Annotated in this window: 17 protein-coding genes; 8 read left to right on the top strand and 9 right to left on the bottom strand. The window is 64.7% G+C overall.

From position 1 onward, the window contains the following. Nucleotides 1-3 precede the first annotated feature (3 nt). Both recQ and RIB52_RS00450 read right to left on the bottom strand, forming a co-directional pair. Nucleotides 4-1785, bottom strand: a complete 1782-nt coding sequence (gene recQ / locus RIB52_RS00455; protein ID WP_350171791.1) for a DNA helicase RecQ — start codon at nucleotides 1783-1785, stop codon at nucleotides 4-6. A gap of 43 nt (nucleotides 1786-1828) precedes the next feature. Next, nucleotides 1829-2383: a winged helix-turn-helix transcriptional regulator gene (locus RIB52_RS00450; RefSeq protein ID WP_350171789.1), complete on the bottom strand. Its 555-nt coding sequence runs from the start codon at nucleotides 2381-2383 to the stop codon at nucleotides 1829-1831. 213 nt (nucleotides 2384-2596) lie between these two features. Here RIB52_RS00450 and RIB52_RS00445 point away from each other — a divergent pair, with 213 nt between their 5' ends. Then, on the top strand, nucleotides 2597-2932 hold the full coding sequence (locus RIB52_RS00445) for a CC_3452 family protein (RefSeq protein ID WP_350171787.1): 336 nt from the start codon (nucleotides 2597-2599) through the stop codon (nucleotides 2930-2932). 118 nt (nucleotides 2933-3050) lie between these two features. Here the strand turns inward: RIB52_RS00445 and RIB52_RS00440 are convergent, their stop codons facing one another. The 3 genes from RIB52_RS00440 to galE all read right to left on the bottom strand — a co-directional run bounded on the left by RIB52_RS00440 (nucleotide 3051) and on the right by galE (nucleotide 5036). Continuing rightward, on the bottom strand, nucleotides 3051-3662 hold the full coding sequence (locus RIB52_RS00440) for an HAD family hydrolase (protein ID WP_350171785.1): 612 nt from the start codon (nucleotides 3660-3662) through the stop codon (nucleotides 3051-3053). A 97-nt stretch (nucleotides 3663-3759) separates the two neighbouring features. Continuing rightward, complete coding sequence (gene ykgO / locus RIB52_RS00435; RefSeq protein ID WP_034905333.1) at nucleotides 3760-3885, bottom strand: type B 50S ribosomal protein L36; 126 nt, start codon at nucleotides 3883-3885, stop codon at nucleotides 3760-3762. Nucleotides 3886-3974: 89 nt separating this feature from the next. After that, nucleotides 3975-5036 carry a UDP-glucose 4-epimerase GalE gene (gene galE / locus RIB52_RS00430; protein WP_350171783.1) on the bottom strand — a complete coding sequence of 354 codons (1062 nt, stop codon included), beginning with the start codon at nucleotides 5034-5036 and terminating at the stop codon, nucleotides 3975-3977. Nucleotides 5037-5151: 115 nt separating this feature from the next. Between galE and RIB52_RS00425 the strand changes: the two genes are divergently transcribed. From RIB52_RS00425 to RIB52_RS00415, 3 genes are all read left to right on the top strand, one after another. Beyond that, a complete protein-coding gene (locus RIB52_RS00425) occupies nucleotides 5152-5817 on the top strand; it encodes a hypothetical protein (RefSeq protein ID WP_350171781.1) in 666 nt (221 codons plus the stop codon). Beyond that, nucleotides 5814-6947, top strand: a complete 1134-nt coding sequence (locus RIB52_RS00420; RefSeq protein ID WP_350171779.1) for a M14 family metallopeptidase — start codon at nucleotides 5814-5816, stop codon at nucleotides 6945-6947. The genes RIB52_RS00425 and RIB52_RS00420 overlap by 4 nt, the downstream gene beginning before the upstream one ends. 62 nt (nucleotides 6948-7009) lie before the next feature. After that, nucleotides 7010-7726 (top strand): DUF4197 domain-containing protein, encoded by a 717-nt coding sequence (locus RIB52_RS00415; protein WP_350171777.1) that lies wholly within the window; start codon nucleotides 7010-7012, stop codon nucleotides 7724-7726. 3 nt (nucleotides 7727-7729) lie between these two features. On the opposite strand, the gene RIB52_RS00410 is transcribed toward RIB52_RS00415, so the two are convergent. Genes RIB52_RS00410 through RIB52_RS00400 form a run of 3 tightly spaced genes read right to left on the bottom strand, consistent with a single transcriptional unit; the run spans nucleotide 7730 to nucleotide 9442 of the window. Next, a complete protein-coding gene (locus RIB52_RS00410) occupies nucleotides 7730-8179 on the bottom strand; it encodes a cytidine deaminase (RefSeq protein WP_350171775.1) in 450 nt (149 codons plus the stop codon). Then, nucleotides 8158-8898 (bottom strand): glycoside hydrolase family 25 protein, encoded by a 741-nt coding sequence (locus RIB52_RS00405; RefSeq protein ID WP_350171773.1) that lies wholly within the window; start codon nucleotides 8896-8898, stop codon nucleotides 8158-8160. The genes RIB52_RS00410 and RIB52_RS00405 overlap by 22 nt, the downstream gene beginning before the upstream one ends. 10 nt (nucleotides 8899-8908) lie before the next feature. Next, entirely contained in the window at nucleotides 8909-9442 is a 534-nt protein-coding gene (locus RIB52_RS00400) for a UPF0262 family protein (protein ID WP_350171771.1), read from the bottom strand. 148 nt (nucleotides 9443-9590) lie between these two features. Here RIB52_RS00400 and RIB52_RS00395 point away from each other — a divergent pair, with 148 nt between their 5' ends. The 4 genes from RIB52_RS00395 (at nucleotide 9591) to RIB52_RS00380 (ending at nucleotide 13660) form a co-directional block, all read left to right on the top strand. Continuing rightward, a complete protein-coding gene (locus RIB52_RS00395) occupies nucleotides 9591-11102 on the top strand; it encodes a replicative DNA helicase (RefSeq protein ID WP_350171769.1) in 1512 nt (503 codons plus the stop codon). A gap of 106 nt (nucleotides 11103-11208) precedes the next feature. After that, on the top strand, nucleotides 11209-11553 hold the full coding sequence (gene rpoZ / locus RIB52_RS00390; RefSeq protein ID WP_350171767.1) for a DNA-directed RNA polymerase subunit omega: 345 nt from the start codon (nucleotides 11209-11211) through the stop codon (nucleotides 11551-11553). Nucleotides 11554-11757: 204 nt separating this feature from the next. Beyond that, the gene (locus RIB52_RS00385) at nucleotides 11758-12489 is read left to right on the top strand and encodes a ParA family protein (RefSeq protein WP_350171765.1); all 732 of its coding nucleotides are present in this window, start codon (nucleotides 11758-11760) and stop codon (nucleotides 12487-12489) included. A gap of 109 nt (nucleotides 12490-12598) precedes the next feature. Further along, on the top strand, nucleotides 12599-13660 hold the full coding sequence (locus tag RIB52_RS00380; RefSeq protein WP_350171763.1) for a DUF3667 domain-containing protein: 1062 nt from the start codon (nucleotides 12599-12601) through the stop codon (nucleotides 13658-13660). 21 nt (nucleotides 13661-13681) lie between these two features. Here the strand turns inward: RIB52_RS00380 and RIB52_RS00375 are convergent, their stop codons facing one another. Then, on the bottom strand, nucleotides 13682-13924 hold the full coding sequence (locus RIB52_RS00375) for a DUF3072 domain-containing protein (RefSeq protein WP_350171761.1): 243 nt from the start codon (nucleotides 13922-13924) through the stop codon (nucleotides 13682-13684). Nucleotides 13925-14011: the final 87 nt, after the last annotated feature.

Genomic DNA, 14011 nt, shown 5'->3' with positions numbered 1-14011 from the left:
CGATCAGGCGCGAAAGGATGCGCGAATCACAGCGATGAATTCGGCACCGTAAGTTTCCAGTTTCTTCGCTCCCACGCCCTGCAATTCGGCCAGTTCGCGCAGCGTTTCAGGGCGATGGACCGCCATGTCGCGCAACACGCTGTCATGGAAGATGACATAGGCCGGCACGTCCCGTTCGCTCGCCAGCTCCTTGCGCTTGGCGCGCAGCGCGTCGAACAGCGGGTCGCCGACCGGATTCGCCGCCTGAGTGCGCGCTTTGCGGCGCTTCTTCGCCGGAGGTTCGGCAATGGCGACCGGCCGCTCGCCCTTGAGCACCGCGCGCGCCGACGGTCCGAGCGCGAGGCCGCCATGTTCGGTCGTGACCAGCATGCCGTGCGCGGTGAGGCTGCGCATCAGCGGGCGCAGCAGCGGCGCCTCCTCTTCGCCGACGATGCCGTAGACGGACAGACTGTCATGCCCGCGCTGGCGCACGCGATCGTCCTCGCGGCCGAGCAGGACCTTCTCGACATGGCCCATGCCAAAGCTCTGCCCGGTGCGGTAGACCGCCGAGAGCAGCTTGCGCGCGAGCTCGGTCGTATCGACGACCTTGGGCGGGTTCTCGCAATTGTCGCAATTGCCGCAGGATAGCGGCGGGTCCTCGCCGAAATGCTTCAGGAGGATTGCGCGGCGGCAGCCCGGTGTCTCGACCAGCCCGGCGAGCGCATCGAGCCGGGCGCGCTCGCTGGCGAGGCGATGCCCCTCTACCTCGGAAAGGCGCTGGCGAGCGCGGGCGAAATCGTTGGGACTCCAGAACAGCGCGGCTTCCGCCGGGTCACCGTCGCGTCCGGCACGGCCGGTTTCCTGGTAATAGGCTTCGATCGATTTGGGCAGGCCAGCATGGACGACGAAGCGCACATCGGGTTTGTCGATCCCCATGCCGAAGGCGATGGTCGCGACCATCACCATGTCCTCGGACGCGACGAATTCGGCCTGTACGGCGCTGCGCCGCTCAGCGGGAAGGCCGGCGTGGTAAAAGCCGGTCGGGCGGCCCGTCTTCGCAATATGTTGGGCAAGCTGTTCGGTCGCGGCGCGGCTGGTCGCGTAAACGATCCCCGCCCCGCTCGTCCGCCGCACGAAATCGGCAACCTGCTGACCCGTATTGCCACGCGGGTGGATTGCATAGCGGATGTTGGGCCGATCGAAGCCCGCCACCACAAGCCCTTCCTGGGGAATACCTAGCTGGCGCAACACGTCGCCGCGCGTGACCTCGTCGGCGGTTGCCGTCAGCGCCAGCCGCGGGACATCGGCGAAGCGGTCCAGCACGGGGCGCAGCATCCGGTAATCGGGCCGGAAATCATGCCCCCATTCGGACACGCAATGCGCCTCGTCGATGGCGAAAAGCGAAAGCCGGGCCTGTCCGAGCAGGGCTTCGAACCCGGGCGTGGTCGCGCGTTCGGGCGCGACGTAGAGCAGGTCGAGCTCGCCCGCCCGCAACGCCTTAGCGGTCGCGGCGTTGTCGCTATCGGCCGATGTCATCGAGGCCGCGCGGATGCCGAGCGCGTCGGCGGCGCGGATCTGGTCGTGCATCAGCGCGATCAGCGGCGAGATGACGATGGCCGTGCCCTCGAGCGCGAGCGCGGGAAGCTGGTAGCACAGCGACTTGCCCGCGCCCGTCGGCATCAGCGCGAGAGTCGGCAGCCCCGCGAGTACGCGCTTGACGACCGCCTCCTGCTGCCCGCGAAAGCCGGAAAAGCCGAAAGTGCGGCGCAGGATATCGTGGACGTCCGCCGCGGCGACCCGGCTCATGTCTCACCTGTTGATGGACGAAAGTGATTCGGCAAACGGGGGATCACCCCACGGCGGCTTTCCTCACGGCGGCGAGATCGGCGACATCGCCGCGCGCCAATTGCGCCCCCGGCTCGGCCACGGTCCCGTCGGCGCGCTTGCCGAGATCGACGCGGCGGGTGAGCCAGAGATCCTCGTGGTTCAGGATCCGCCCGTCATGGGCGAGAATCGATACCGGCCCGATCGGCAGGCGGTCGCGCACATCGACAAGGACTGGATCTTCGGTGACAGGCTCGTTGCCGTATTTCTGGCCCCACTGGCGCAGCGCGATCATTGCCGGCAGCAGGTCGAAACCCTTGTTCGTAAGGCGGTATTCGATTTTACGCCGGTCATCCTCGCACGGTTCGCGGCGCAGGATGCCGTGCTCGACCAGCTTGGCGAGCCGGTTGGAAAGGATGTTCCGGGCAATCCCAAGCTCGGTCAGGAATTCCTCGAAATGCTTCAGACCGTTGAAGCTGGCACGCAGGATCATGAAGGACCAGCGTTCGCCCATCACTTCGAGAGCCTGCGGCAGGCCGCATTCGATGAGATCGCGCAGCGGCTCTCTTACGTCGCCCATGTCCATTCCTCTCGCATCTGGTTTTCGGATGCACACTCTAGCTGCATTCGCGGCACTGGCAAATTCCAGCGCGGGGGCACGGGCTGAAAAAATTCACGTTTCGAGTTGCAACTTAAAACCTAATCGGATAGCCGGGATTTGCAATGAGTTTCGAATCGAAATTTTGCGCTGCAAAATTAGCATTGCCGGCCCCGCCAGCGAAAGGACACTGACATGACCCTCTCCCGCACCAACCGCCTCTCGATCTTCGTCGCCGCGCTCGCCTATACGGCCGCGATCTTCGGCATCGCAGCCATGCCCGCCCCACTCGAAGCGAAGGACGGCCCCTATTACATCGCCAAGCTCGCCCAGCCCGCCAGCGATGACCGTACCGTTGCCGGGGGCGTCGCATGGGCGTGCAAGAACGACATCTGCGTCGCCAACAAGGGCACGTCGCGCCCGATCAATGTCTGCCGCGGCCTCAACCGCGAATTCGGCGAAATCACTGCCTTCGCCGCGCGCGGCAAGGAGCTTGAGGCCGACAAGTTGGCGAAGTGCAACGGCAACTGAGCCTTCTCGCGCTTGTATTTCCCCCGCCCGCTAACCTCTCCATAGCGGGCGACTTTCGGCCCCCGGTGCACGCCCTTTCCACCCAAGGAATCGTGCTAGTCCGGGGGCCGTTTTCGTGTCAGAGAAGACCCGTCTCGACGAGCTGCGCCTCGAGCGCTGCGGCATCTGTGAAAAGGTGCGCGTCCCAGCCGCGCACCTTGGCCGCTTCGACATTGGCGGGATTGTCATCGGTGAAGAACAGCTGATGCCCGAAACGTCCGCTGCGCGCCTCGGCGATCTCGTAAATGCCCGGGTCGGGCTTTGCGATCCGCTCGGTGCCCGAAACGATGATGTCCTCGAACAGGTCGAAAATCGGCTGCTCGGGCCGGAACCGGGCGAACAGTTCGTCCCCGAAATTGGTGAGGCAGAACAACGGCACGCCGCGAGCCGAGAGACGGCGGACGATGTCATGCACTCCCTCGACCTCGCCCGGCACGGTCTCGTTGAAGCGCGCGGCATAGGCCGCAATGAGCAGGGCGTGCTCGGGAAATTCGGCCATGCGCGCGGGCAGCATCTCGGCAAGCGGTGTGCCGCGATCGTGCTGGAAGTGCCATTGCTCGCTCACGACATGGGTGCAGAACCAGTCGAGCCGATCTGGATCGTCGATCAGCTTTTCGAACAGGGCGCGCAGCTGCCACTGGAATAGTACCCGGCCCACGTCGAACACGGCGGCGCGATTATCGTCATCCATGAAAGCCCCCGAACATCAAGAAGCCCGCGCTCCGGTTGGAGGCGGGCCGCTTGGAACCAGTCGGCCCGCTCGACGCGGGCCCCACAATCAGGCCGGATCAGCCCTGCCGGGCCTTGAAACGGCGATTGGTCTTGTTGATGACATAGGTGCGGCCGCGGCGCCGGATGACGCGACAATCGCGGTGGCGCTTCTTCAGCGACTTGAGGCTGTTGCGGATCTTCATCGTCGGGTCTTTCCAAACAAAAAGCGCCGAGACGCAATCCCGGCGCGCGCAATAAGTGGCAGGGCGGTTAGCGGTAGTGCCCGGCCTCGTCAACCATTAACCGCCCTCGCCCCCAAGGTCTCCGACGAGCAGTCGGCACGGATCGCTTCCAGAATCTGTTCCCAAGCAAGCGCATGGGACAGGATCGTTTCCAGGTCGGCATGGCGCGGTATCCAGCCGAGAGTGGTGCGAAGGCGCGAAGAATCGGAAACAAGCGCCGCAGGATCGCCCGCGCGCCGCGGTTCGAAGCGCCGCTCCACCGGTCGGCCCGTCAGGCGGTCTAGCGCATCGAGCACCTCCAGCACCGAGAACCCCCGGCCATAACCGCAATTCAAGATCAGCGAGCGCCCCGGCGCATCAATCAGCGCTTCGAGAGCGAGGACATGCGCCGCGGCGAGATCGCTGACATGGATGTAGTCGCGCACCCCCGTCCCGTCCGGCGTGGCGTAATCGGTCCCGAACACGCTGACATGGTCGCGTTTGCCGAGAGCGGCCTCGACCGCGACCTTGATGAGATGGGTGGCGCCGTCGGTCGCCTGGCCGCTACGGCCCGCGGGATCGGCCCCGGCCACATTGAAATAGCGCAGCGCGCCGTAATTGAGCCGGTGGGCGGCGGCGACGTCGGCGAGCATCTGCTCGGTCATCAGCTTCGACCAGCCATAGGGATTGATCGGCGCGCGCGGCGTGTCCTCGACAACCGGGGAGACGTCGGGCATGCCGTAGGTTGCGGCGGTCGAGGAAAAGATGAAATGCGGCACTCCCGCACGCACCGCCGCCTCGAGCAGCACCCGGCTCTTGGCGGTGTTGTTGTGATAGTATTTGAGCGGGTCCGCGACGCTTTCAGGGACAACGATCGAGCCTGCAAAATGCATGATCGCGCCGAAGCCCCGGCCTATGGCCTGTTCGCGAAAAATCCGCGCCAGCAGAGCATCGTCCGCAATGTCTCCCTCGTAAAAGGCGACCCCTTCGGGCACGGCGAAGCGATGGCCGGTGGACAGATCGTCGATCACGGCGACCGTCCAGCCTGCATCCACGAGGGCGAGCACGGCATGGCTCCCGATGTATCCGGCCCCGCCTGTCACGAGGACTGTCGGCCTGATGATCCGTTCCATGGCCGACGGGAATAACGGGCAAGCCCTGCAAAAAGGTGAAGATCGCGCTTGCCAAGCATTGCATGGAATTGGCCTGCCGCGCGGTTATACTGGGCCAAGGAGAAAGGATTCCCCGATGACCCAGCCTGCCAACCCGCTTAGCCCCAACGCACGCAGAACAGTGCGCGCCGCGCTTCTCGCTCTGTGCGCCGCTCTTCCGCTCGGCGCCTGCACCAATGTCTATACCGGGCCGGTCGAGGTGACCCGCTTCGTCGCCGAACAGCGCAGTGCCGAGCTCGGCGAGGGCGGGATCGCGATCGTCTTCCCCGAGGAAATGTCCAACAAGACCGCCCGTGGCGCGTTCGAAGCGGCAGTCGCGGCCGAATTGAGGCAGCTGGGATACACCATCGCGACGCAGCCGGGCACGGCGAGGCAGAGCGTGATGGTCCGCACCAGCCGAGAGCCCGTCGAAGGGGTGAGCAGCGGGCGTTCGCCGGTAAACGTCGGGGTTGGCGGGCAGACGGGGAGCTTCGGCTCGGGAGTGGGTGTCGGCGTCGGGATCAATCTCGGCGGCGGCAGCGACGGACCTCGTGTCCTGACCGAATTGGCGGTGCGGATCCTAGGCCCGGCGGGCGAAAGCCTGTGGGAAGGCCGCGCCCAGATCGAGACCTCCATGAAATCCCCCTACACCGACACCGGCGCATCGGCTCGCACGCTGGCTGCGGCCTTGTTCCGCGATTTTCCCGGTGGCAATGGCGAGACCGTCACCATCGACGTGAGCGAGCTTGAAGGAACCGAATGACCCAGATCGCCATCGACGCTGCCTTCGACAGCGGCAACATCAAGGTGCTTTCCGTCGAAGGAGGCATGGCACGCCTTGCCATCAGGAAGGACAGGGATGCGCAATTCGCGCAATGGTTCCATTTCCGCGTCACCGGCGGCGCAGGCGAGGAGATCGAGCTCAAGCTCACCGGGCTCAATGACAGCGCCTATCCCGGCGGCTGGCCGGGCTACGATGCCTGCGTGTCGGAAGACCGCGAATACTGGGCCCGCGCGGCGAGCAGCTACGACAAGGACGAGGCGAACGGCACGCTGACGATCCGCTACACCCCCGCATCCAACGCCTGCTGGTTCGCCTATTTCGCGCCGTTCTCGATGGAGCGGCACCACGATCTCGTCGCCGAGGCGGCGGCGAGCGAAGGTGTCGAGCTTGTGCGGCTGGGCGAGACGCTCGACGGCCAGCCGCTCGACATGCTGGAAATGGGCGCAGGCGGCATGCAGGTGTGGCTCTATGCGCGCCAGCATCCGGGCGAGACACAGGCCGAATGGTGGATGGAAGGCGCTCTTGAATGCCTTACCGACCCGGCCGACCCTGTCGCCCGCGCCCTGCGCAGGTCTTGCCGCCTGCACATCGTGCCGAACTGCAACCCTGACGGTTCACGCCGGGGGCACCTTCGGACCAATGCGATGGGGACCAATCTCAACCGCGAATGGGCCGCGCCCAGTGCGGAGCGTTCGCCCGAAGTGCTCGCGATCCTCGCACGGATGAACGCAACCGGAGTCGATTTTGCCATGGACGTGCATGGCGACGAGGCGATTCCCGCGGTGTTCCTCGCGGGATTCGAGGGGATACCGTCCTGGACCGACGAGCAGGGCGAGGGCTTTTATCGCTACCAGCGCATCCTCGACCGGCGCACGCCCGACTTCCAGACGAAGCTGGGCTATCCCAAGGCACCGCCGGGCAAGGGCAATCTCGCGATGAGCACCAACCAGGTCGCCGAACGCTTCGGTGCCTGCGCGATGACGCTGGAAATGCCTTACAAGGACCTCGCCGATTTCCCCGAGCCCGAGCAAGGCTGGTCGCCCGAACGCTGCAAGATTCTGGCGCGGGACTGCCTCGCCGCGCTGGTCGAGTGGATCGACACGCGCTGACACTTCCCCGTCACCCCCGGTATGATATGATCATCAAAGGGACATGAGGGGAGTTTGCCGGAATGAGGAACCATCATCTTGCCGCGCGCCGAAGCTTTCGCGCCGATCGCCGTTTCGTGATCGCGGGGTTGGCCGCCTGCGGGATCGCAGGGATGATCACGCCCCGGAGCGCCCGCGCGCAGGGGCTCGGGCTATCGTCGATCCTCGGCCGGGCGACCGACAGCGCGCTGGACAAGCTCGCGCGGCCGGGCGCATTCTATGATGACGAGGACATTCGCATCGGCCTTCCCCTGGTCGGGAAACCGTCGAGCGGCCTGCTTGGCCGGATCATGCAGGCGGGCGACCAGCTCGGCGTGCTCGGCGGTATTACCCGGAGTATCAACGATGCAGCGGGGAGCGCCGCGGGCGAGGCCAAGCCGATTTTCCGCGAGGCGATCGACGGATTGTCCTGGGCCGACGCGCCCGGCATCGTTTCGGAAAGCGACGGCGGTACGCAATATCTGCGCCGCTCGTCGAATGATGCGCTTTCGGGCAAGCTATCGCCCCTGGTCGACGATGCGCTGGGCGAAGTGGGCGTTTATGACCAGTTCGACGGGCTTGCCGATAAGCACAGCTTCATTCGCGAAGCCGGGCTGAACCGAGAAAGCATCAACCGTTCGGTCACCGAACAGGCGCTGGACGGCATCTTCTCTTATATCGGCAAGGAAGAACGCGCCTTTCGCAAGGATCCGATCGGTAATCTCGGCGGGGCTCTGGGCGACCTGCTCGGCCGGGAGTGATCCTCAGGCGAGATTGGCGGGACCGAAAGCGCGTGGGAGGAGTGCGGACAGGCGCACCCTGTCGATGCGGTCGCTTCCGACGCACAGGACGAGCGGATCGGTGCCTCCCAGCTGAGCGATCTCATTGAGCACCTGCCGGCAACGCCCGCACGGCGTGATCGGCGCGCCGCCACCCCTGTCCGCAGGTCCCGTCACCGCCACCGCCACGAGGCCGCCGCGCCGTCCCTCGCCCAGCGCCTTCGCGACCGCGACGGTTTCGGCGCACAGGGAGAGGCCATAGCTCGCGTTCTCGATATTGCAGCCGGTGATGACCGCGCCGTCCTCGAACAGCAGCGCCGCGCCGACGGAGTAGTCGGAATAGGGCGCATAGGCGTGGCGCACCGCCGCGCGCGCAGCCTCGACCAGCGCCGCCTGCCGCTCCTCTCCAAGGCTCATTCCTGCACCACCACCCATTCGACCGGATCCCGCGAAGCCTCGGTCATGAGGCCGCCATTCGCGCTCCATAACAGCCAAGGCCGCCCGGCATAGTCCGGCTCGGCCCGGTCGCGGAGCAGCCATAGGTCACGCTCGATCCGGCCGGCAATGCGGTATTTGCGCTCGAAGGCCGGACCGATCTTGAGGATGACGGGCCGCCCCGCATGCATCTCGATCTGGTTGATGAGCGTCATGAGCTCGCTTTCGACCGCGGCATCGCTCAGGGGCGGAGTGCAGGGATTGCGCCGGATGCGCAGGCTGATTGCCGGCGGCAGGAGGTCCCCATCGCGCGGGACCATGCGAGTGAAGCGCGCGCTCTGCGGGTCGGCCCGGGCGCACAGGTCGAAGGGAAAGACGAGGCCCACCTTGAGGCCTGCCGCGCGGGCCCTCTCCAGCCGCGAGGCGAAACCCGGGTCGGGCGCAGCGCCGCTCGGGGCAAGCTCGAGATAGACGAATTGCGCGCCCAGCGCCCGCAGGGTCTCGAAGCGCGTTGCGGATGCCCCGCTGCGGATCGCCGCACCCTGTTCGCGATAGACATCTTCGGCCGGCTGCCAGCTGCGCATGTCGACCCATAGCCAGGCGGAATAGAGAATCGTCGCCAGCACCAACAGAGCGAATGCCTGCCAGGCAAGGCGGATGATCCGTCCTCCCGCTCCCACCTTGCGGCGGCGCGCGCTGGTCAGCCTCTGCCTGGCCATCCCCGCGCCCCTAGCCCTTGATGTGAAGCACGCAGATCAGCGTGAACAGCCGCCGCGCGGTCGGGAAATCGGTTTCGACCTTGCCCTCAAGCCGCTCGAGCAGCAATTCGGCGGCGTTGTTGTGGATGCCGCGCCGGGCCATGTCGATCGTCTCGATCTCGGCCGGGGTCGCCTTGCGGATCGCCTGGTAATAGCTGTCGCAGATCGCGAAATATTCGCGGATCGGGCGGCGAAAACGGGCGAGTCCGATCAGCAGTGTCTCAAGCGGCTCCTCGGCCTCGTCGGCGATGTCCATGGCCAGCCGCCCGTCGCGGACCGAGAGATGCAGGCGATAGGGGCCCTTCGCCCCGCGTTCGGCGCTGCGCAAGGGCTTGAAAGTGTTCTCCTCGATCAGGTCGTAGATCGCCACGCGGCGTTCCTGTTCGACATCGGCATTGCGCCACAGGATCGTCTCTTCATCGAGCGAGATGTGCGCAATCCGGTGCGCGGCCGATGACGAGCCCGGCGCAGGCGGAACGCTAGAATCGGGCGGCGGACTCGACATGACGCAATGCCTTCGCAGATCGCGGGGAGGTTATTCAAGCACTTCGATTCCCAATCCCCGCTATCCACAGCAAGAGCGGCGCGTGAGAAAAATATATTGGCGCGTGCAGGTCTTGCCATGACGCAGCGCGAAGGCGCATGGAAAAGGGATGTCCGAACCCGAAAAACTTGCGCTCGTCACCTCCGATGCCGCTGCCGAAACCCGTAAACTCCCCTCCAATCTCGAAGCGGAGGCTGCGTTTCTGGGCGCGGTCCTGATCGACAACCGGGTGATAGAGGAATTGCAGGTCCCCATCCGGCCCGAACACTTCTTCGAACCGATCCACCAGCGAATCTATGAGCGCGTGCTCAAGCTGATCGATCGCAACGCGACCGCTTCGCCGGTCACCCTGCGACCCTATTTCGATGCCGACGAGACGCTGAAGGACCTGGGCGGGACGAGCTATCTCGCCCAATTGACCGCAAGCGGGGCCGGCCTGCTGGCCCCGCGCGAGTTGGCGCAGCAGATCTATGACCTTGCCCTGCTGCGAGAACTGGTGACGGTCGGGCGCTGGCTGGTCGAGGGCGCGCTCGACACCTCCGAGGACGTGAGCCCGATGGAGCGCATCACACAGGCCGAGGCAGACCTGTTCAAGGTCGCCGAAGGGGCCGAGACCGGCAATGAGGTCACCACCTTTCGCGAAGCCTCGATGACAGCGCTGAAAATGGCCGAGGCTGCGCTCAATTCGGGCGGCGGTCTGTCGGGCAAGACGACCGGCATCGATACGATCGATTCAAAGACCTCGGGCCTGCACAATTCGGACCTTGTCATCCTTGCCGGGCGTCCGGGGATGGGCAAGACCTCTCTTGCGACGAACATCGCCTTCAACTGCGCCGAGGAGCACGCGCGCTGGCTCGAGGAGGGGGGCGATTTCAATTACGGCGCGCCGGTCGCCTTCTTCAGCCTCGAGATGAGCGCCGATCAGCTCGCCACCCGCATCCTTGCAGAACAGGCCGAGATTTCCTCGGAGTCGCTGCGCAGCGGCAAGTTGACGCGCGAGGAATTCCAGCAACTCTCCTTCGCCAGCCAGCGGCTTGCCGAACTGCCGCTGTTCATCGACGACACGCCCGCGCTCACCATCGCCGCGCTGCGCAACCGGGCCCGGCGGATGAAGCGGAAGCACGAGATCGGGCTTATCGTGGTCGACTACCTCCAGCTGCTGCAGGGATCGGGCCGGGCGAACGACAACCGGGTGAACGAGATTTCCGAGATCAGCCGCGGCCTGAAGACACTCGCCAAGGAGCTTTCCGTGCCCGTTATCGCGCTCTCGCAGCTTTCGCGCGCGGTGGAACAGCGTGACGACAAGCGCCCGATGCTGTCGGATCTCAGGGAGTCGGGCTCGATCGAACAGGACGCGGACATGGTCTGGTTCATTTATCGCTCGGATTATTACCACCTCCTGGTGAAGCCGGACACGCCCGATGGCTCTTCATCGGAGGAAGTGCGGGAGAAATACCGCGCTTGGGAGGAAAAGCACGAACAGCTGGTCGGCAAGGCCTCGCTTATCGTCGCCAAGCAGCGTCACGGATCAACCGGAAATGTCCCACTTCATTTCCAGAGCGAGATTACGAAGTTCACCTCTCCCAATACCCGTGACTATTCGGATTACGGCTACGAATAGCGTGGGTTGGCAAGGGGGCCGGATAGGCCGATTCCTTGACTCGAGCAGGGTCGGCGCTTAGATGCGCAACGCATTGTCGCTCCCCCGAACATGAAGAGATCCGCCCATGGCACGCGTTACCGTTGAAGATTGCGTCGACAAGATCCCGAATCGCTTCGACCTTGTCCTGCTCGCCGCCCAGCGCGCCCGGGAAATCTCGGGCGGGAGCGAACTGACCGTCGACCGCGACCGCGACAAGAACCCGGTCGTGGCCCTGCGCGAAGTTGCCGAACAGACCGTCCGGCCAAAGGACCTGCAGGAATCGCTGATCGTCGGCCTCCAGAAGATCCTCCCCGATGACGAGGACGATGCGGACGAAATCGGTTCGCTCAGCCAGTCGGCCGAGGCGTTGCGGATCACCGCTTCCGCGCCCACCCGCTCGACATCGATCGGGGCCGATTACGACGGCTGAGACGCCCCGTCGCACCGTCAGGAAACGGAACCGTTGAAAGGCCGCCCTTATGGCGGCCTTTTTCTTTGTGGCCTCCTGTTGCGCCGGATGACAAGATTTTGACCCGTTGCCGCGCGACTTGTTTTCGAACGCGTATGTTGTAACGGAAACCGACTGTAACTGAAACGTAACAATCTCTCAAGTTGGAAGGAGACCTTGGGTCCGATGGCGACGATCGCGATCTATAGTGTCAAAGGCGGCGTCGGAAAGACGACCTTCGCGGTCAACCTTGCATGGTGCGCGGCTCAGATTTCGCGCCGGCGCACGCTTTTGTGGGACCTCGACGCCTCCAACGGGTCGGGTTTCCTGCTTGGCGTCGACCCCAAGAAGAAGCGGTCAGCCGACACCATCTTCGCGGCCGAGCGCGATCCGGCCAAGCTTATCCAGAAGACGGATTTCAAGGGGCTGGACCTGCTTCCCGCCGACGAAAGCATCCGCACGCTCGGGCGCCAATTCGACACGCTCGGCAAGAAGAAGCGCCTCGCCAAGCTTACTCAGTCGCTCGGCAAGGAATACGACCGTATCCTGTTCGACTGCCCGCCCGTGCTCAACGAGGTGAGCTCGCAGGTCATGCGCGCCGCCGATCTCGTGATCGTGCCGCTGCCGCCCTCGCCGCTGTCTGCGCGTGCATTCGATCTCGTGGTCGACGAAGTGCGCGGGTCGGGCAAGCGCCATCCGCCGATACTCCCCGTCCTTTCGATGCTCGACCTGCGCCGCACCCTTCACAAGCAGGCGCGCGATGCGAATCCCAATTGGCCCGTCGTGCCGCTTGCCAGCGCGATCGAGCAATGTGCGGTCGAACGCAGGCCTGTCGGAGCCTTCGCCCCGCGCTCACCCGCCGCACGTGCCTTCGCCCACCTGTGGGCTGCGATCGAGCGTAAGCTCGCCGAGAAGTAAGTCACCTAGCCCGGATTTGGCATCGCCGGGAGGAAGCCTATAAGCAAGGTTTGTCGGGTCTACGCCAAGACCCTTTTTTGTCGATCCATCTCATGGCAGGGGCGAGCCGGTGAACGAGATAAGCGAAGGACTGGGCGGCATTGTCGAGGGGGCGCTGGCCGGTGGCGCGGTAGAGCCCGAAAGCGGTAGAGCCCGGACTATCGAGAGCACCACGACCTGCGCCAATTGCGGCACGGTCTTTTCGGGCAATTACTGCCCCGATTGTGGCCAGAAGGCGCGTATCCACCGCACCCTTACCGCGATCGGGCACGATCTCGTCCACGGCGTGCTCCATCTCGACGGCAAGCTGTCGCGCACCCTGCCGCTGCTTGCCTTCAAGCCAGGCAAGCTTACGCGGCGTTATATCGAAGGCGAACGGGCGCGTTTCGTCAGCCCGATGTCGATGTTCCTGTTCAGTGTCTTTGCCATGTTCGCGGTGTTCCAGATGGTCGGGATCGGTGTGCCCACCACCATCGAGGGAGGGGGCACGCTGAACGGAACATCCGAGATCATCAAACGCCAGGGAACGACGGAGATCGAGCGGATCGAGCGCGAGCTGGCGGCGCTCGAGCCGGACGACCCGCTGCGCGCCGAGCTGGAGGAGGATCGCAACACGATCGCGCGGACCATACGCGGTATCGACGAGATCGACCTCGAGCGCCCCGATACGGCCCCCGAGATCAACATCAACGTCACCGGTATCGAGAAAATCGACAAGGGCCTGATCAAGAAGTGGCGCGAGAACCCGGGACTGATGCTCTACAAGCTGCAGGCGAACGGCTACAAGTTCAGCTGGCTGCTGATCCCGCTCTCCATCCCTTTCGTGTGGCTGCTGTTCGCGTGGCGGCGGCGGTTCAAGGCCTATGACCACGCGATCTTCGTGACCTATTCGCTGGCGTTCATGTCGCTGCTGTTCATTGCGCTGTCGCTTGTCAACGCGGTGGGACTGGGCCTTGGCTGGGCAGCAGCGATGTTCGTCTTCGCCGCGCCCCTGCATCTCTACAAGCACTTGCGACACAGCTACGGCCTGTCGCGTTTTTCCACCGTTTGGCGCTTTTTCGCGCTGCTGTTCTTCATACTCGTCGTGGTGATGCTATTCCTGCAGGCCCTGCTGCTGCTCGGCGGATTCTGACCCGCAAGCATGCGGCGCGGCTCACAGGCCCCGCCCGGTCTTTCCTTGAAGGGCGTCGATCCGCCGCGATGCTTCGGCCTTCGTGAGGTTCGTATCAAAGGCCGCCGCCTTGCCAGCTTCTTCGGCCAGTGTCTTGAGATAGCTCGCCTGCGCGCCCGTCATCGGCTGGTCGCCCGTGGTCCAGTTCTTCGGAGCCCTCTCAGCGTTCCCTGCTGGGCGGGACTTGGGAAAGGGAGTGGCGGTATCGAGGTCGGACTTGCTCATCGGGAAAATCTCCTTTCCCGACCAATGGTCTTGTTCGCTATACGTTCCACCCGGACAAATGGCGCGGCAGGCCTTGCCCGCCGCGCC

It is taken from the genome of Erythrobacter sp., assembly GCF_040217515.1.
Lineage (GTDB): Bacteria > Pseudomonadota > Alphaproteobacteria > Sphingomonadales > Sphingomonadaceae > Erythrobacter.
This window is presented reverse-complemented; position numbering and strand designations above follow the sequence as displayed.